Source organism: Halovenus halobia, assembly GCF_051414135.1.
Taxonomy (GTDB): domain Archaea; phylum Halobacteriota; class Halobacteria; order Halobacteriales; family Haloarculaceae; genus Halovenus; species Halovenus halobia.
Genome location: NZ_JBLKOA010000001.1, coordinates 703,771 through 722,280, shown reverse-complemented (window position 1 = coordinate 722,280; position 18,510 = coordinate 703,771). Strand labels below are relative to the sequence as shown.

Annotated in this window: 17 protein-coding genes; 10 read left to right on the top strand and 7 right to left on the bottom strand. The window is 59.3% G+C overall.

From position 1 onward, the window contains the following. Positions 1-3: 3 nt before the first annotated feature. The 3 genes from ACMGFM_RS04005 to ACMGFM_RS03995 form a co-directional block, all read right to left on the bottom strand. Positions 4-960 carry an electron transfer flavoprotein subunit alpha/FixB family protein gene (locus ACMGFM_RS04005; protein WP_436901151.1) on the bottom strand — a complete coding sequence of 319 codons (957 nt, stop codon included), beginning with the start codon at positions 958-960 and terminating at the stop codon, positions 4-6. After that, positions 957-1,742, bottom strand: a complete 786-nt coding sequence (locus ACMGFM_RS04000; RefSeq protein WP_436901150.1) for an electron transfer flavoprotein subunit beta/FixA family protein — start codon at positions 1,740-1,742, stop codon at positions 957-959. The genes ACMGFM_RS04005 and ACMGFM_RS04000 overlap by 4 nt, the downstream gene beginning before the upstream one ends. A gap of 168 nt (positions 1,743-1,910) precedes the next feature. Beyond that, a complete protein-coding gene (locus ACMGFM_RS03995) occupies positions 1,911-3,080 on the bottom strand; it encodes a helix-turn-helix transcriptional regulator (protein ID WP_436901149.1) in 1,170 nt (389 codons plus the stop codon). A 189-nt stretch (positions 3,081-3,269) separates the two neighbouring features. Between ACMGFM_RS03995 and ACMGFM_RS03990 the strand changes: the two genes are divergently transcribed. Further along, positions 3,270-4,493 carry a DUF7094 domain-containing protein gene (locus ACMGFM_RS03990; protein WP_436901148.1) on the top strand — a complete coding sequence of 408 codons (1,224 nt, stop codon included), beginning with the start codon at positions 3,270-3,272 and terminating at the stop codon, positions 4,491-4,493. Between the two features lie 32 nt (positions 4,494-4,525). Further along, positions 4,526-4,981 carry an archaellin/type IV pilin N-terminal domain-containing protein gene (locus ACMGFM_RS03985; protein ID WP_436901147.1) on the top strand — a complete coding sequence of 152 codons (456 nt, stop codon included), beginning with the start codon at positions 4,526-4,528 and terminating at the stop codon, positions 4,979-4,981. Here ACMGFM_RS03985 and ACMGFM_RS03980 read toward each other — a convergent pair. Both ACMGFM_RS03980 and ACMGFM_RS03975 read right to left on the bottom strand, forming a co-directional pair. Continuing rightward, on the bottom strand, positions 4,978-6,477 hold the full coding sequence (locus ACMGFM_RS03980; protein WP_436901146.1) for a carboxypeptidase M32: 1,500 nt from the start codon (positions 6,475-6,477) through the stop codon (positions 4,978-4,980). The two genes, ACMGFM_RS03985 and ACMGFM_RS03980, sit on opposite strands and share 4 nt — an antisense overlap. 65 nt (positions 6,478-6,542) lie before the next feature. Further along, a complete protein-coding gene (locus tag ACMGFM_RS03975) occupies positions 6,543-7,625 on the bottom strand; it encodes a M20 family metallopeptidase (RefSeq protein WP_436901145.1) in 1,083 nt (360 codons plus the stop codon). A 113-nt stretch (positions 7,626-7,738) separates the two neighbouring features. Here ACMGFM_RS03975 and ACMGFM_RS03970 point away from each other — a divergent pair, with 113 nt between their 5' ends. From ACMGFM_RS03970 to ACMGFM_RS03960, 3 genes are all read left to right on the top strand, one after another. After that, positions 7,739-9,235: a PAS domain-containing sensor histidine kinase gene (locus tag ACMGFM_RS03970; protein ID WP_436901144.1), complete on the top strand. Its 1,497-nt coding sequence runs from the start codon at positions 7,739-7,741 to the stop codon at positions 9,233-9,235. A gap of 42 nt (positions 9,236-9,277) precedes the next feature. Next, the gene (locus tag ACMGFM_RS03965; protein ID WP_436901143.1) at positions 9,278-10,021 is read left to right on the top strand and encodes a DNA polymerase sliding clamp; all 744 of its coding nucleotides are present in this window, start codon (positions 9,278-9,280) and stop codon (positions 10,019-10,021) included. 61 nt (positions 10,022-10,082) lie between these two features. Next, positions 10,083-10,643, top strand: coding sequence for a cell division protein CdpA domain-containing protein (locus ACMGFM_RS03960; protein ID WP_436901142.1), 561 nt, complete (start codon positions 10,083-10,085; stop codon positions 10,641-10,643). A gap of 5 nt (positions 10,644-10,648) precedes the next feature. Here the strand turns inward: ACMGFM_RS03960 and ACMGFM_RS03955 are convergent, their stop codons facing one another. Further along, complete coding sequence (locus ACMGFM_RS03955) at positions 10,649-11,260, bottom strand: hypothetical protein (protein WP_436901141.1); 612 nt, start codon at positions 11,258-11,260, stop codon at positions 10,649-10,651. 199 nt (positions 11,261-11,459) lie between these two features. Here ACMGFM_RS03955 and ACMGFM_RS03950 point away from each other — a divergent pair, with 199 nt between their 5' ends. Both ACMGFM_RS03950 and ACMGFM_RS03945 read left to right on the top strand, forming a co-directional pair. Then, positions 11,460-12,320, top strand: coding sequence for an eIF2B alpha/beta/delta subunit family protein (locus tag ACMGFM_RS03950; protein ID WP_436901140.1), 861 nt, complete (start codon positions 11,460-11,462; stop codon positions 12,318-12,320). Between the two features lie 160 nt (positions 12,321-12,480). Then, entirely contained in the window at positions 12,481-14,286 is a 1,806-nt protein-coding gene (locus ACMGFM_RS03945) for a PAS domain S-box protein (RefSeq protein ID WP_436901139.1), read from the top strand. Here ACMGFM_RS03945 and ACMGFM_RS03940 read toward each other — a convergent pair. Continuing rightward, the gene (locus ACMGFM_RS03940) at positions 14,283-15,083 is read right to left on the bottom strand and encodes a sulfite exporter TauE/SafE family protein (protein ID WP_436901138.1); all 801 of its coding nucleotides are present in this window, start codon (positions 15,081-15,083) and stop codon (positions 14,283-14,285) included. The genes ACMGFM_RS03945 and ACMGFM_RS03940 overlap by 4 nt on opposite strands. A gap of 133 nt (positions 15,084-15,216) precedes the next feature. On the opposite strand from ACMGFM_RS03940, the gene ACMGFM_RS03935 reads away from it, so the two are divergent. The 3 genes from ACMGFM_RS03935 (at position 15,217) to ACMGFM_RS03925 (ending at position 18,473) form a co-directional block, all read left to right on the top strand. Beyond that, complete coding sequence (locus ACMGFM_RS03935) at positions 15,217-17,046, top strand: ATP-binding protein (RefSeq protein ID WP_436901137.1); 1,830 nt, start codon at positions 15,217-15,219, stop codon at positions 17,044-17,046. Between the two features lie 41 nt (positions 17,047-17,087). Then, positions 17,088-17,711 carry a MinD/ParA family ATP-binding protein gene (locus ACMGFM_RS03930; protein ID WP_436901136.1) on the top strand — a complete coding sequence of 208 codons (624 nt, stop codon included), beginning with the start codon at positions 17,088-17,090 and terminating at the stop codon, positions 17,709-17,711. A gap of 132 nt (positions 17,712-17,843) precedes the next feature. After that, positions 17,844-18,473 carry an RAD55 family ATPase gene (locus tag ACMGFM_RS03925; protein WP_436901135.1) on the top strand — a complete coding sequence of 210 codons (630 nt, stop codon included), beginning with the start codon at positions 17,844-17,846 and terminating at the stop codon, positions 18,471-18,473. The last annotated feature ends 37 nt before the right edge of the window (positions 18,474-18,510 follow it).

Below are 18,510 nucleotides of genomic sequence, written 5' to 3'. Positions count from 1 at the left end.
AAGTTACCCGCCGAACTCTTCGGTCAGTGCCGGCACCACGTCGAAGAGGTCGTCCACGATTCCGTAGTCTGCGATATCGTAAATCGGCGCGCTTGGGTCGTTGTTGATGGCGATAATCGTGTCTGCGCCCTTCATTCCAGCAACGTGCTGGACTGCGCCGGAGATACCGATTGCGATGTAGATGTCAGGCGTGACCTTCTTGCCGGACTGGCCAACCTGTCGCTCCTGGCCGAGCCAGCCGTTGTCGACAATCGGTCGGGAGGCGGAGACGGTTGCGCCGAGTGCGTCGGCCAGATCGTGGACGAGTGGGAGGTTGTCCTCCTCCTCGATACCACGACCGATGGAGACGAGCACGTCAGCCTCGCTGATGTCGACGTCACCGGAACCGACTTCCTCGTAGCCGTTGACGGTCGTGTTGAGTGCGTCCTCGTCGATGTCGGCGTCGAAGGCTTCGACGGCGGCGTCGCCGGTGCCCTCTGCAGCGGGCCACTCACCAGGTCTGACGGAGACGAAGGCCTTCTCGGAGTCAACTTCGATGGTTCCCTCGGTCTTGCCGGAGTACAGCTCTCGGACGACTGAGAGACCGTCGCCGGTCTCGAATGCGATGGCGTCAGTAACCAGCGGCATGTCGAGTCGCTCGGCCACGGCCGGGAAGAAGTCCATTCCATTGACCGTGTTACCTGCAACGACGTACTGGGCGTCGATTTCATTGGCAATCTGTTCGACTGCCTGCGTGTAGACGCCGTGGTTGAACTCCTCACCGTGGTCGACGGTGTGGACTGCGTCGACGCCCTCGCGGTTGAGGTCCTCGCCGTATTCGTCGACATCGCCGCTGATGATGGTGGCGTGGAGGTTGCCACCGGTCGAGTCAGCGAGTTCACGGCCTGCAGTCAGTAGTTCGTAGCTCACGTCACGGAGTTCGCCGCGGCGGTGTTCCGCGACAACGAGAACGTCACTCATGCTCCCACCCCGCGCTCGCGGAGGAATTCAGCAAGTTGCCCGGCTGTGTCCTCGGCACTGCCCTCGAACAGCTCGGTGTTGCTCTCGCTTTCGGGCTCGACGAGTTCTGTGAGTTCGATTGCCGACTCTTCGAGTTCGACGCCGACGTCCTCGGGCGACATTACGTCGAGCGGCTTGCTCTGGGCCTGTCGGATTCCGCGCAGGCTGGCGTAGCGGGGCTCGTTGATCCCCGTCTGGATCGTCAGCACAGCTGGCAGGTCAACGTCGGTGAGTTCCTCGACACCACCCTCGAGTTCGCGGTGGATGGCCGCGACACCGCTGTCACGGTCAATGTCGAGCTGGTTGACGACTGCGGCCCACTCGTAGCCGATCTGTTCGGCCAGGGCAACGCCGGTCGCACCAATCGACACGTCGCCAGACTGAACGCCCGAGAGGACCAGGTCTGGGTCTTCTTCTTCGACAACGCCAGCGAGCAGTCGAGCCTTCTGGGACGGGTCGAGGACAGTCTGGCCCTCGAATGAGTCGTCCCAGACACGGATTGCGCGGTCGGCACCCTTCGCGAGTGCGGTCCGAATCGTCTCTTCGACGCGCTCGGCGCCGAAAGTTACTGTGACGACCTCGATGTCGTCGTGCTCTTCGCTGAGCTGAACGGCCTCTTCGATAGCGTAGTCGTCCCACTCGTTGAGGTCGTAGGTGAGGTACTGATCGGCGATCGATGTGCCACTAATCTCGAACTCGTCGTCCGCGTCAGCAACCTCCGTCACTGTTACGAGTATCTTCATACAGTGTACACATTTTCCCACGCGAGGTAAACATTTTCGATACGGCTGAAAACCCACAAGCAGTTTGTTTTTATCTTGGTAATAATTCTGCGCCAGCTCGCTTACACAAAACAGTGTTTTGTCGTAATTGCCGGCAGTTGCAAACACACTGTCGCGACCCGGATCTCGTCACTCCTCGGAGTTGGTCACGTCTTCGTCAGGGAACGAGATCAGATTTTCACGGCCAATCCGGAGCTTGTCGATTCTGCCTTCCTCGTCCATCGCAGACAACAGTTGTGAGACTTTGGCGTTCGACCAGTCCGTCTCCTTGACAATATCTGCCTGTTTCATCCGCCCGCCGTTCTGGGAGAGGAGTCGTTCCACGCGCTCCTCGTCGCTCAATAACTCCGTGTCGATCTGGTCATCCTCCGCGTCGTCGTCTGGTCCAGCAGTAGTAGCTCCGTCGTCGGGTCGTTCCTGTTCTGGTGTTTCGTCTGCTGCTCCGGACGTTCCTGCCGACAGCGCTCCGGCCACGTCCAACTCATCCGGGATATCGAGTGTGACTTGTTCGCTTTGACTCAGGAGCACCGCAACTGCGATACCGAGAGCTGCAATTGGGAGGATAATCCACGGAAACGCTCCAGATTGCTCGCCTGGCTGGTCGTCGTTCCCGTCGTCGGGCTGGACGGCACCGGGACCAACGAATGTCGCCTGCAGCGTTTCGTCGGTAAATCGCTCTGGCCCGGTCCATCGGAGTTCGCCGTTCTGAGTATTGACGCTGGCGTCTCGCACCCCGTAATTCTCGGGCACACGCAGCGTCAATATCTCTGACTCGTCAAGTTCTGGGAACCAGAGTGTGCCAGACTCGGTAACCAGCACAGCACGGTCAATCTGGAGTTTGTTCTCCTCGCTTCGCATGAAATTTTCCCAGGTAAATTCGACAGTAAACCTGCCTTTTCCTGACTCGATCTCAGACTCCGTGGCAGTCTCTCGTCTGGGACCAGTGAGAACCATCTCTCGGTCAGTCTGCCCGTTTACGCCCGCCAGTCCAGTCTCGAACGCTGAGTACCCGAGCGGCGGTAACTCACCGTTCTTAAAATCTTCTGCGGTCGAGCGGTAAGCCTCGACTTCTTCTGCTGTGTCGAGCGAGACAGTGGTCGTAATATTCCACCTCGCATCGCCATCAGTCTCTAAATTTGCAATAAACTGCACGTCTGGACTCTCGCCGAAGGGGTCCTGTTTGTCCGTCTGGTCGGCAGTGTCGGGTGACGGTGTGCCCCCGACAACAGGGACTAGTCCACAGACCACCACGCCGACGATGAGGAGGGCAGCCGCAGCGACACGCGACGGCGGAGACATACCCCGGATGTCGTCCCCTGTCGGGAAAACGCTTTCTATGAAACGTCATGGCCCTCGATAAACGGTCTCGGCACTGCTCGTGCCGTCTTAGTAGCTGTACGGCTCGGAACAATTCTGACATCAGAGGGGCCACTCGCTGCCTGTGGAGCCACTGGGTTTTTATACGCTAGCGGAGAACTGTCTTTTGAGATGAATACGGCTCGTCGCGCTGTGGTTGCCCTCCTTGCCGGTTGCCTGTTGCTCACAGTTGGGGCCCCCGTCGGAAGCCTCTCTCTTCAACAGACAGCGGATACCGGTCAGCTGACGATTTCGGAACGCGAAAACGGGACGAACTACCTCTCGCCGTTCGGGACTGGTACCGATGGGTACGACCGGATCGGTGCCGATGTCTCGAGTGCAGCGAGCATCGCGGCCCAGGAAATTCACAGTACGCACGACACGCGGACATACGCCCAACAGTTGGAAGCGGCCAACGCGACAGAACGGCCGGTCGTTGCAGAGGGTCAACTCGACCGTGTCGAGACTCGCTTCGAGCGCCTCGCGGAGCAACAAGAGCAACTATACGAATCCTACGCTGCTGGCGAGATCTCTGAGCGCACGCTGCTCCGAAAACTCGTCACCTTCCGCATTATCGCAAACACACAGGTCCAGAATTACGAGCGGGCCGCCAGCAACACCGATATTGGAATTCGACGGATTTCGCAGCTCGAAACGCTGTCCGCAGGACTCACACCGGAACAGCCCGTTCTCGACCGGGTGGAGCAGACACTGACAACCTCGGAGCCACGAGTCATCTACCTCGCGGCAGCGGGCGACGGACTGACGCTTGCAACTGTCGCCGAGGATGAGTACGTGCGACAGGCGACTGTCCTCGGCGAACGAGACTTCGAGGGGCAGGACCAGTTCAAACTCGACCAGAACATCAGTATCGACGACGACCAGTGGGCGACTCCACAGGGGTACAGCGAGGCCCAGAACCGTCTGGGTGAACTGTATCCCTGGTCTTATGACCTGACGGAGGTGCGCGCGGATGTTGAGCAGTTGAGCCGGACGTACAAGTTCGATGTCGCGACGCCAGAGGGTGAACTGACCACCTACTTCGACGGGGCAACACGGAACGTCTTCCACGAGAACCAGGTTGGATTGCCCTCCCAGCGGTACGTTGAGGAGACTGTCTCGAACAGCACAGGAACACTGAATATCACGCTGTCACTCACCCACGACACCGGACCACTCCGTCTCCAACTCGATAATGACGGCCGCCCTGTGGTCGACGCTGTCGTCAGAATCGATGGTGAGGTTGTCGGCCAGACCGACAACCGAGGGCAATTGTGGGTAATTCAGCCTCGCGACAGCTTCGAGCTCACGGCGACCACGCTCAGTGGCGAGACTGTCTCTATTTCGGTCCCGTAGGTTGAAGTACTGAACCGTAGCCAACCCACCCTATGGGTCGGGCTGTCAGTTCTGTGGTCGGCGTTATCCTGCTCATTTCCCTCGTTGTGGTGGGTGCGGGAACAATGAGCCTCGCGCTCGCGACGGAACCCCCCGACCCGGCCCCGGTCTCGTCGTTCGAACTTGCCGTCGACGCCGATACTGACGAACTTAGCATTACACACCGCGGTGGTGAGTCTATCGACCTGACCGAGGCGACCATCCGGATTACAATCGACGGGAAGCGCGTTACACATCAGCCGCCAGTTCCGTTCTTTGCCGCACGTGGCTTCGAGAGTGGCCCCGGCGGCCCGTTCAACTCGGCAAGCGACAACACCTGGCGGCCTGGCGAAACCGGGACGCTCGAACTCGCCTCGACGAACTCGCCAGCGCTGACGCCAGACTCGATTGTGACTGTTCGTATCATCACTGATGGCACAGAAATCGCGAGACTCAGTACTTCCGGTTAGAGGTCGTACAGGTCGCTGTACTTGTCTGTGGCGTAGTCGAGGAACGGTTGGGCCGACAGCGCCTCACCAGTGGCTCCCTCGATCAGTTCTGGCGTGGTGTACCGGCAGCCGTGCTGGTGGACTTCCGATTCCAGCCAGTCGGCTATCGGGTCGAATTCGCCGTCCTCGATGGTGGCGTCGAGGTCGTCGAACTCTTCGCGCACCGTCTCGTCGATCTGTGCGGCCAGCAGTGACCCAAGCGAATACGTCGGGAAGTAGCCGAAGTTTCCGTAGGTCCAGTGGATATCCTGCAGACAGCCGTTGGCGTCAGAATCTGGCACGACTCCGAGGTATTCTTCCATCTTCTCGTTCCAGACCTGCGGCACTTCGCTCACTTCGAGGTCCCCGCGAATCAGGTCGCGCTCGATCTCGAAGCGCAGCACAATGTGCATGTGGTAGGTGAGTTCGTCAGCCTGGACGCGAATGAGGTTGTCCTCGTACACCTCGTTTGCGGCCTCGTAGAACTCCTGGGGTGACGCCTCGACGCCGAGATGCTCCTCGACAGTTGCACCGAACTGTCGCCAGAACGGCAGCGTCCGACCGATGTGGTTCTCCCAGAACCGCGACTGTGATTCGTGGACAGTCATGTCACGACTGTCACCCAACGGAGTGCCGTACTCGTCGTCTGGCAGGCCAAGCGTGTACCGTGCGTGGCCGAACTCATGGATGGTCGACCCGAGCGCGTCCATCGGGTCATCTGGTGTGAATCGTGTCGTCACGCGCGCGTCGAACTGCGTGCCGGTAGAGAACGGGTGTGGTGCGGTGTCGAGACGGCCACGACTCCAGTTGTAACCCAACTCATCGAGTGCTTCCCGGACGAGTTCTTCCTGTGCGGACTCGTCGTATTCGCCGTCGAAGGGGTCGGCAAGTTCGACATCGCTGTTGCTAACCTGTTCGATGAGTGCCGGAAGTTCGGATTTGAGTTCGCCGAGAATCTTCTCGATGGTCTCGATATCCAGATACGGCTCGTAGTCCTCAACAAGCACCTCGTAGGGGTCTCGGTCCGGGTCGATCTCGGCGGCGTACTCCCGCCGAAGTTCGACCAGCTCTGACAGTTCGTCCTCGAATTTCGAGAAGTCTGAGTCTGCCTTTGCCTCCTCCCAGACTGGCATCGCGTTCGACGCGGTTTCAGAGAGCTGTTCGACGAGCTCCTCCGGAACCCTCGTTGCGCGCTCGTGGTCTCGTTTTACTTCGCGGACGACGGCCTGCTGTCTGTCGGAGACGGCACCGTCGAGTTCGTCGAGATACGCAGCAAGGTCATCGTCGGTGAGTAACTCGTGTTGGAGTGTCGAGAGCGCTGACGTCTGTTTCGAGCGTGCTGGTGTCCCCTCGTCAGGCATCATAACCTGCTGGTCCCAACTCAACACGCCGGCGGCGTCACTGACATGACTGTACTTTCGGACGTGGTTCAGAAACGACTCGTAGGTGTCGGAATCTGCAGTCTCTTTGCTCGCCATACTCGGGCTTTGGCCCACTGGCCCATCAACGCATCGCCGTGTGGCTGTTCAGCCTGTCGACAGGGCTAGTCGCGGTCATCACCGATAGCTTCGGCAGTTGACTGGTAAATCTCTCGGCAGCGGTCGAGCACTGCCAGCGAGACGCTTTCGGTGGCGGTGTGTGCTTCCCCGGGCTCGGCCGGCCCACAGACCACGCAACTCGTGCCGGCGTCGGCCAACCATCCAGCGTCGGTTGCGTGGGGTTTGCTCACCTGCTGTGGCTGGGCCGTCTGTGCTCGCTCGGCAGCCGCTGTAACGAGCGCTGCAAACTCGCGGTCATCACAGGCCATCGGCGGCAGATCCTGTTCGATGGTGACTGACATACCGTCGCGGTTGCGCACGTCGGACAGGTCGATACGGTCGCCGGGGATGGTCCGCTCGTCGACAGTAATCGTACACGAGTCCGGAATCACGTTCCACGCGGTGCCGCCCTCGATTTCGGTCACGGCGAGCGACCCCGACATGGAGTTACCGAACACCGACGTTTCCGGAACGGGCACCCCTTTGAGCAGTTCGACGGCCTCCGTGGCTCGGTAAATCGCGTTCGTCCCCGCGTCAGGTTCGCTAGCATGCGCACGTTTGCCTGCGGCGTCGACCGTTACCGCACGTCTGCCTTTGTGAGCAATTGCGACATCCGTCACACCTTCGTCGGAGTAGCCAGTCGAGCCCTCGCCGATGATTGCCCGTTCGGGTGCGAACCCGTCGGCAATCGCACCGCGTGCCCCTCGGCCGCCAGTTTCTTCGCCCACGAAGGAGGCAAAGACCAGTTCACAGTTTTCGAGTTCGGCGTCACGAAAGGCACACATCGCAGCCGCGACAGCACCTTTCATATCCGCACCGCCGCGGCCGTACAGCCGTCCGTCACGGACTGCAGTCTGGTACTCGCCGTTGTCAATCTGCTCGGCGGCAGGTGGGACCACATCGTGGTGGCCGACGAGCGCGAACTGTGGGCCAGACCCGCGGCGTGCGATGACGTTTCCGTGTTGGTCCCTGGTGACAGCACCAGCAGTTCGTTCCCGAAGCCAGCGCTCGATGTAGTCTCCAGCAGCAGTTTCGTCGTCGTGGCTCGGAATATCAACGAGTGTGCGAGCCAGTTCGCGGGTATCCATGCTGGTTCTCACTCACCGCGCAGTGTAAAGCTCACTGGTCGTTCTACACTGGTGTCTTGGAGATCCTTCGTCGGGGAAAACAGTGATACGTCAACACCACCAAAGTGGAGCAGATGGACGGTGAACTGTTCGGGCAGATGGTCGACGCTGTCGGCGTCGGGGTCGGGGCCTACGACGAGACTGGCCATTACAACTATGTCAACCAGGCATACGCCGATATGCTCGACACAGACCGCCAGAGCCTGCTCGACACACCAATCTGGGAGATAAACACCGCTGTCGACCCCGAGAAATTCGACGCCTACTGGAGCTCGTTTGGGGCGGGTGAAACACGGACAGCAGAAGCCATTCACACGTTTGGCGACACTGCTGTCGATGTCAGAACGGTCACGACTCGTGTTCAGACACAGGAGCGTCCGTTCAACGTTGGGACGATTCAGGATATCTCAATCCAGAAACGTCGCGAGCGCCAGCTCAATCAGCTCCATACCGTCACCGACGAACTGGTCGAAGCCACCTCTATCGACGAAATTGCTCGCGTCATCTCCCAGACTGCCGAGGAGACGCTTGGGTTCAATCGAACTGTCGTCCGTATCGCCACTGACGACGGCCAACTGGAACCGATACTGGTCTCCGACGACGCTGTCGACGACGTCGGCACCTGCTGGGCGTACGACCTCGACGAGGACACCGAAGGGGTCCGTGCTTTCACGCAGGACAAGACAGTTATCGTCGAAGATATCGAGACACTGGACGATGGCCACAGCCGAGGCAATATTGCCTCAGTCATGTATCTCCCAATCGGTTCGTATGGACTGATTAGTATAGCCAAACGAGGGCCGGCAGCATTCGGCGAGACCGATATCGACCTCGCATCGATCCTTGCCTCGAACGCTGAAACGGCGTTTCGCCGACTCGAAAACGAACGAACCCTTCGCCGCAAAAATGAGCGCCTCGAAGCCTTCGTTGATGTCATTACCCACGATATCCCGAACCATCTGACCGTTGCAAAATCGCGCGTCGACCTCGCGACAGAACACGGTGACCTCTCACATCTTGACCAGGTGACTGCGGCCCACGACCGAATCGAGTCAGTCATTTCAGACACGCATACGCTGTTCGCACACGGTGAACAGGTCGAGTCGAAAAACTGGGTTCGACTCGCAGATATCGTCAACGGCTGTTGGCGGAACTGCCGCGGGCAGCAGTCAGACGCGACGCTAGAAATCGCGAATCCGGGCTATCTCAAAGCCGATGAAAATAGCTTCAAACAACTGCTCGAAAATCTGTTCTGGAACGCGCTCGAACACGCCGGCCCTGCCCCAGCTATCAGAGTCGGACTGACTCGAAATGGATTCTACGTCGAAGACGATGGGCCAGGGATACCAGACTCCCAGCAACAGGACGTTCGCTCGCCTGGAGTGACGAATGCCGGCGGTGAAGGCCATTCTGGATTCGGGTTAGCGATTGTCGAGGAGATTGCCCGCGCTCACGGCTGGGAACTGACAATTACTGACAGTGAACTCACCGGTGATGACAGCACTCCCGGAGCACGATTCGAGTTCAGCGGCGTCACGGTCCGAACCAACAGCGCGGACGGCGACTCGTAATGACGTGTCTTTTTAAGCGAAGACGCCGTAGCCCGCACCAAGATGTTCAAGGCGATAGTGCGAGCGGAACGGCTGCAGTCGACGCTTGACTCCGTAGGCGTGCTGGTGGACGAGTGTAAGATCCACCTTGACGATGGCGGGATAGAAATTCGCGCGGTTGACCCCGCAAACGTCGGGATGGTTGACCTCTCCCTCGACGCCTCCGCATTCGAGTCGTACGAGGCCGACGGCGGACTGATCGGCGTCAACCTCGTTCGACTGCAGGATATTGCCGGGATGGCAGACAGCGGCCAACTCGTGGAACTCGAACTCGACGAGGAGACTCGAAAGCTACACATCTCGATTGATGGACTGGAATACACGCTCGCACTGATCGACCCCGAATCGATCCGCGAAGAACCGGACCTGCCGGATCTGGACCTCTCGTCAACAATCGTTATCGAGGGTCGGGATATCGACCGCGCCGTGACGGCCGCCGATATGGTCAGCGACCACATCGAACTCGGCGTTGACGAGACTGATGAGGTGTTCTACGTCGAAGCAGAAGGTGACACCGACGACGTGCACCTCGAACTGGACGGCGAAGACCTGATCGACCTCGTCGCTGGCGAGGCGTCCTCACTGTTCTCGCTGGATTACCTGCAGGACATGAACAAGGCGATTCCAAAAGACACCGAAGTGACGATGGAACTCGGCGAGGAGTTCCCTGTCAAACTGCACTTCGACATCGCCGAAGGCGAGGGCGAAGTCACCTACATGCTCGCACCGCGGATTCAGAGCAACTGACTCGCTCTGTCGCGCGTCTGTCTGACGTATTCTTTTGTATTCGCCGTCAAAATCAACACATATGACGAGCCTCGACGAGGCCTACGGCGGGGAATCGCCCGTTTCGCGACCGCGACAGGCAGTCGCTGGCGGGGTGCTGGTCGGCCTCGGCGTCCTCGCAATCGTCGCCGCGATGGCTGCTGTCTGGACCGGCACCGGAACGGCCGCGAAACAGACCGCCGGGATTGCCGCTGGCGTCGGCATCCCACTGATGTTACTCGGCATTGTCGTTGCGCTGCCAGCGAGTCGCCGGACACGCGCTGGTGTCAGTATCGGGACAGCACTGTCAGCAGGTGGTATCTGGCTCTTTCAGTACGCCTACCCGACTCGGTGGACCCAGACTGTGGACCCCCTCGCTTTCGAGACGCTGCTTCTCTACGGCCTTGGCTGTGCGATTGCTGTCTGGTTCGTGTTTACTGCAATCGCGAGCACTCGCCTGCGAAACAACCCACAAGGAACTGTCTCGCTGGAAGTCGTCATGCAGGGCGAGACGAGAACTGTCGAGGTGAGCAACCGAGAGTACCAGCAGATTGTCAGCGACGGCGGTGACCCCACCGAGTATATCGACGACCTCGAAGACTGACTCACTCAGTTATCAACGACTTTGATTTCGGTGAACGTTCTAAAGTCGCCGATGACGTACGGGTCGCCGTCGAATGGGCCAACCTCGATAATGACTTCGCCCCAGCCGTCGGCTGGCGCTTCCAGTGGCTGGTACGGCACCCACAGCTCGGGGAGAAAGCCACCGGTGTGGTGGACCAGCGAGACGCGCTCGTCGTCGCCGCTGAACGCCGACGCTTTCGGGACGACTTGGTTCATTTCCTCGTCGGTGAACTCTCGCGTCTCGCCGTTGAGTTGGAACGTGAACTCTCTGAAATCGGAGAGTGAGAGCTCTCTGAACTCGCCAAGTGAGACATCTACGCCGTCCGTACTCAGCCCACGCTCTTCGAGCGCCGTTGCCATCTCCTCGACTGTCCGGGCATTACCGCCCTCGAACTGCGTCATCGCGAGTTGTTCCGCTGCACTTTCGAGGTTCCCGTTAGCAGCCGCTTTGTAGTACGTTTCGACAACACCTGCTGCAGCGGATTGGTTTTCTCCGCCGTTGGGTCCAGAACTGTCATCCTGGCTTGTCGAACAGCCAGCCAGTGCCGTAATTCCCGTCGTTGCCAGCGCTCCGAGTACTGTCCGTCTGCGTGTCACGGGCGGTCATTCCGGGGGAACCCACAAAAGACTGGTCCTGCGGTTGCCGTCAAGTGTACACTCCTACCGGACGCGCCGTCGGCACGTCCGGCCTTTTTCGCCCACGTTTTTCAAGGAGAGGTGGTGAGCGGAGCGAACCACCCGACGCTGAAAAAGGTGGTCGGAAAAGCACTTTATCCCGCCCGTCGAATAGCCGAACATGATTGACGAGACAGCGGGCGAAATCGCGGATATGCAGACACACAGTTCGTCTGTGGTTGCGGTCAAGGCAGCGCGGGCACTCAAAGACCTGACTGAGCGTGAGTTTCCGACAGTCGACGAGTACCATCGAGCGCTGGAACGCAACAGCAACGCGTTGCGTCGAGCCAATCCCTCACACGCCTCGTTACATACCACCCAGCGACAGATTGTCGAACACGTTACTGAACTCGATTCCGACAGTGTCGAGGCGGCACAGGGGGAAACGTTGACCATTATCGACGAGGTCATCGAACGGGTCGAGACAGGCAAACGCAAGGCTGCCGAGTTGGCCGCCGACCAGTTATCAGACGGCGAAACGCTGCTCACTCACGATTACTCGACGACAGTGTTGTCGGCGCTGACCCGCGCTGTCGAGGATGGAAAAGAGTTCACGGTTTACGTAACTGAGGCCAGACCGCGGTACATTGGACGGAAGATGGCCCGTCGACTCGCGCAGTTCGAGTCGGTCGAAACGACACTTATCATCGACGGTGCCTCTGGACACGTCATGCGGGATGTCGACAGGGTCCTGCTCGGGATGACCTGCGTTGTGAACGAGACACTGTACAACCGGGTCGGGACGTATCCGATTGCAGCGACGGCTGCTGACAGCGGTGTCCCTGTCGATATTATCGGCTCCTCGGCAAAACTCGTCGAAGGCGGCTTCTCTTTCCAGAACGAACACCGCGTCGCGAGTGAGGTGATGCGCGAACCAGCCGAGGGCTTCGAGGTGGGCAATCCAGCCTACGACGCAACCCCGACGAGACTGGTGAACAACATCATTACCGACGAAGGAATCCAGAATCAACCGAGCGAGTGACGGACAGGGCCGTCCGAATCTAGGCGAGAGGGACTCTCGCCGTAGTGAGTGCGGTGTGCGTGGCTGTCGTCGTGTACGGTCGATAGCGATGCATTGGTCTGGTATCACCTGTGAGAACTGCCCAGAAAAACTATTCATGGATGAGGAGTAATCGATAACAATGAGTGGCGATGTCGAGGTTCTCCATGTCGATGATGACCCACAGTTTGTCGAGCTCACACAGACCTGTCTCGAACAGGAGGTCGATTGGTTCAGCGTAACGACGGCGACGAGCGTCGATGACGGACACGCTCTGCTTGCAGACCACGAGTTTGATTGTGTGGTCTCTGATTACGACATGCCCGCGTCGACCGGAATCGAGTTTCTGACACAGGTTCGCGAGGAGTACCCAGACTTGCCGTTCATTCTGTACACCGGCAAGGGAAGCGAGGCTGTCGCCAGCGAGGCGATCACCGCTGGCGTCACCGATTACCTGCAAAAACAGTCCGGGACGAGCCAGTATACGATTCTGGCGAACCGAATCAAAAACGCAGTTGCACAGCGCCACGCTGAGCAAGAAGTCGAACAGACACGCCAGCGACTCACCGAAGTCACCCAGAACGTTACAGACTGTATCTGGCTGTTCGACCGTGACTGGGAAGAAATTCTGTTCATTTCCGGCTACGAAAAAGTGTACGGCCGCCCCGTCGCGGAACTCAAAGACAACCCGCGGGATTTTCTCACCGTGATCAAAGAGGATGACAGGCCACTGGTCACGGAGAAGATGAGCGAACTCTCTGCTGGCCAGACGATCGATGTGGAGTACAGGATTAAAGGATCAGACGAACCGACCTGGGTATGGGTAAAAGGCTCGCCGATTACGAACGACGACGGCGAAGTGGTTCGGGTGGCTGGGTTCAGCCGCGACGTTACTGAGCGGAAGGCCCAGGAGCGCGAATTCGAGCGCCTCTCCGAGCGATATCAGGCCTACGTCGAAAATACACAGGATATTATCACAGTCCTCACTGAAGACGGTGAGATAGCGTACCAGAGCCCTGCGGTCGAGGATGTCCTCGGATACGATATCGACCAACTGCGCGGAGAGAACGTCTTCGGCTACGTTCACCCAGATGACCAGACCGAAACTGCCGAAGAGTTTCATAAACTCGTTGCTGACCCCGACACGGAGTCGACCAAAGTCGAATTTCGGTTCGAGCACAGCGATGGGTCGTGGGTGTGGCTGGAAGCGCTCGGCAACGAGCATACCGGCGGCGAGATGGACGGCTACCTCGTCAACTCTCGGGATATCACCGACCGCAAGGAGTACGAAAAACGCCTCCAGACCCAGAACGAACAGCTAGACGAGTTCGCTGGCGTCGTTAGCCACGACCTGCGGAATCCGCTGAACACGGCGGCAGCCAGACTCGAACTGGCACAGGACGAACTCGAAACGCCACATCACGAACCAATCGGCCGGGCTCTCGACCGAATGGAACGCATTATCGACGACGTACTCTGGCTCGCTCGCAGTGGTCGGGAAATCGGTGATACCGAGCCTGTCGATTTCAGGGACGCCGCCGAATCGGCCTGGGAACTCGTCAGCGACCGCGACAAGGACGAACTTACATTCACCGGGCCGGCCCCACCAGAGGGCCGCATTATCGCCGACAACGACCGACTCAACCATCTTTTCGAGAACCTCTTTGCCAACGCTGTGGAGCATGGTGGACCCGAAGTCACCGTGTACGTCGAACTCACTGACAGTGGGTTCGCCATTGCCGACGATGGCCCGGGAATTCCAGAAGAGGATCGAACGGACATTTTTGAGGCTGGCTTCTCGACAATAGCTGATGGCTCAGGATTTGGCCTGCGAATCGTCGAACAGGTCGCACAGGCCCACGACTGGGAGATCGAGGTTGTGGAGAGTGAGGCTAGCGGCGCGCGGTTCGAGGTAACCGGCGTCGAAGTGCTCGACCCGTCCAGTTAGCGTGCCATCGTCAGTGGGTCCCAGAAAGGAAGCCGTGGATGCGGAATCTGAATACCGAGCGACATCAGCCCGTGTGCGAACAGGATGTAGCCGAGGATGACGAATAGGACGCCGAGCACCCGATGCATCCGGCGGCGGTGGGTCGCGCCAACGCTGTCGATGATCGTCCCGTAGGCAAACACAGTCGGAATTGTGCCGACGCCAAGCGCGAATAGTGCGACTCCGCCTGCGATTGGTGAGCCTGTCGAGAACGCGTAGAGATAGGCTGGATAGAGGATAGGGCAGGGAAGCAACCCGTGAACTGCACCGAGGCCCACGATTCCGGGGCCGTTTGCGAGGCGGTCGACCGCTCCGGTGAGCTTCTGGGTAATGCGCTGTGTGCCGGGTAGTGACACTCCCGAAGTCACCCGGCCGTGGACGTAAATCACGCCCGTCCCGATAACGAAGGCACCGATTACGACGCCGAAGACGCCGCGAACAAGGTCTGCCGTCGCAGTGAGTTCTCCAGCACCGAGAAAGACGACGCCACCGAGCAGACCAACAATCGCGCCGATTGCGGTGTAACTCAACGTTCGACCGATATTGAACAGCGCGTGCTGGCGCACTTCGTACAGCGTGAGGTGTGCGTGTCGCTGTCCTCTGGCGGGTGCCGTCTGCTGACCGCCGTCTGTGCGCGTTGGGTCCATCTGCTGGGCATAGATAGTCACGAGCGGCCCACACATTCCGATACAGTGGGCGCCGGCCAGTAGCCCGATCAACAGAAAGAGCACCACGTCGGTCCCGAACAGGGCAACCATTAGCTCCACCCCGGGTAGTCGACGGTCATACGTCACCGTAGCAGGCCTGGACAAATATCAGCGTTGGTGCGGCCGTCGAACGTAAGCGGCGGCAGGGAAACGGGTTTGTCGGTGGACGCGCTTGTACCCAGTAATGACTGACCTCGGCGACTTCAGCAGCGACCTCAGCGATGACGACCAGAGCCGAGCAGCGGCGGAATCCAACGCCGCCGATACTGCTGACCAATCGGCTGGCGAGAGCCAATCTGACGACGAGTTCGAGACGTACGACGCCTCGCCAGCGGGAACTGACCGCGGAATTGGGGTGCTCTCTGCGTCGACAGGACTCAGGATCAGCGAAGAAGACGACGAAACCGACCTTCGTGCGTACGTGACCGCAGGGAATCGGTCCGACGTCCGTATCGGGTCGTATCTGCTGGCTCCGTATCCAGACGGCGAGCGTCTGTTCTGTCGGATCGAAGCGCTGGAATACAGCCAGGAGTACCGGGCCGACGACGCTACCGAGATTCATGCTCGCCGTGCGATGCGAAGCGAAGGCATCGACGAAGAGGATTTCAAACTGATGGCTTCACTGAAGCCGGTCGCCGTTCTCTACGAAGAGGGCGGTGAATTGAAACGCCGGATGACCGACCGCGTGCCCAAACCCGAGACGGTTATCGAACAGGCCGCGGAGAAGACTGACATCAAGACGGGGCTGAAGATGCCCGAAGACGGTGTCTTCCTCGGCCATCTCGCTGTCGGTGGCCAGAAAGTCAAGACTGCGGCCACGCCGCCGACAATCGACTATCGACTCAAAGACTCCTACGACACCGGCGACCCGCTGGTGTTCAGACACACTCTGGTCGCTGGCGGGACAGGGTCCGGGAAGACCCACGGAGCGAAAAACATCATCCGACAGTATCTCGACGAAGACCGGTCCTATCCCGTCGAGAGCGGGAGCGACCGCGAGGTTCGGCCTGCGGTCGTCCAGTTCGACCCGCAGGACGAGTACGCACAGATGCACGACGACGGCGAGTACGACGAGGTGGTGGCCCGAGAACTCGACGGTGAGGGCATCGCACACGGCGGGCACGACGATACCGTCGCGTTCATTCCAGCGGTCGGCGGCGCGACTTACTCGGCGGATCACCACCGTGCCGAGCAGGTTGAATTCACAATTCCGTTTTCGATGGTCCACGACAATCCGTGGCTGATCGCCGGCAGTGGTCTGAACGAAAACCAGTACAATGCGCTTGTGAATGTGCTTCTGGACCGATTCAGAGACCGCCACGGCGCTGACGGGACCTACGACCAGTTCATCCGGTTTCTCGACGACCCGGCGTTGCGAGAAGAACTCGACGAGAGCGGGAAAGTCCACGAAGCTACCTTCGACGCCGTTTCACGACGGGCGCGCGGGTTCGGCGATGTCTTCGACGGTGACGCGCGACCGATTACTGACATGATCCACGAGTTCGTTCGACCGGGTCGGCTGAGCGTCGTCCCGACGTACCACATCGCCAACAGCCGAGCGACCGAGACAGTCGTGCTCGCACTGTCGTCGCTGCTGGTCGACCAGAAACTGTCGAACGACCCCGAGTACGACCGCATCAAGGAGACGCCGCTCATCGTCGGGATGGACGAGGCCCACAACTTCCTGACTGACGCCGACACAGTCCAGGCACAGCGCGTCATCGGGAAGTTCACCGACGCCGCCAAGCAGGGCCGCAAGGAGCGACTCGGACTGTTTCTCATCACGCAAGACCCACAGGATATCGCCGACCCAGTATTTAAACAGATCAACACCACGATGGTGCTGAACCTCGGCGACGAAGACGCTATCAGCGCAGTCAACATCCCCGCACATCTCGAATCGAAGGTTCCGTACATGGAGAAAGGCCAGATGGTCGTCTACTCACCAGACAACTCCGAACCGGTCGAGTTGATTGGCCTGGACCACTGTGTGACCCGACATGGTCGCGACTGAGCAGGCGGAGATTCAAATACGAAGCGCGGGCCACACCACCTATGATCGCAATCGCGGGCGGGAAAGGCGGTAGTGGGAAAACGACGACTGCAGTTGGACTCGCGTGGGTGCTGGCCCGCCGTGGCAGCGACCCAATCGTTGTCGACTGTGACACTGATATGCCGGACATTCACCATCTGCTCGATGGGCTTCAGCCCGGTGGAATCGACCGCCTCGCTGCGGGACAACTACTGGAAAGGGCCTGTGCAGAATCGCCGACGGCCCCCGGCGTCCGGTGTCTCACTGCCGGTGACCGCTCGAACGTCGCAGACGCACTCATTCGGCTGACAGACTGGCACGACACTGTCATCCTCGACTGTCCGCCCGGTGCAGGGCCTGACGCCGTTCGGCCACTGCGTCACGCCCAGAGAGTGCTTCTCGTCTCGACGGACCAACCGTCGGCAGTGACGGATACAGTTCGGACCGCCCGCACCGCACGCGAACTCGGAACCCGTGTGTTCGGCGCCATTCTCCGTGAGACTCCCTCGGCGTCTGTAACGGAATGGCCAGACGAGTCACCGCTTCTGGCGCGGGTTGAGTCTGTCGAAGCGCCGCTGGAGGACCCACAGGTTCGGGCAGAGTGGTCGACGCTGGCTGCGTCAGGTCTGATGGTACCTGCAAGATAAACGGAGGCTCCGTTCGACGCTAACTACACGCCTGCACGGAGTATTGGGGAACGGTCGTTCAAAAATACTGTCTGTTTTACTAATAAACGAGTCGGAATCTTTAACGGCTGGTAACGAATAGAACACATACTGATGACCGACCGGTTGCGGACAGGAATTGATGTCCTCGACAGGAAACTCGATGGCGGGATTCCGGCAGGGAGTATGGTTGCCCTGTCAGCGTCGCCAGCGAGTCAGGCGGAGCTGTTCCTGTACGAACTCACCGCAACCCGCGGCACGCTCTGGCTGTCACTGAACCGGACGGCCGAGGCTGTCACCGACAGTATCGAAAACACGCCGACTGAAACCGGCGACCCGACGATTCGACACATCTCTGGGGAGGCACCGCTCGACAACGCAAGCAAACTGATTAGCGCGCTACCCGAAACCTCGAATCTCATTGTCGACCCGCTGGATGTCCTCGAATCGCAGGAGCCGCCCTCGCGATTCCGCTCGTTCATGAACGACCTCCAGAATCACATCTTCAACACCAACAGTCTCGCAATTATGCACTGTCTCGAAGGACGAGATGTGCCGCCGCTGCGAGATACGACCGAGCATTTCGCTGACGTTGTCTTCCATCTCGAGACGAACATCAGCGGCGACGAAGTCGAAAACCGGATGTCGATTCCGAAGTTCCGCGGCGGGCGAGCCCCCTCGGATACAATCAAACTCGATCTTGTGGAAGAGGTTTCCATCGACACCAGCCGAGATATTGCGTAACCACAACACCTTATTTTCAGCCGACTGAAGCGGTGAG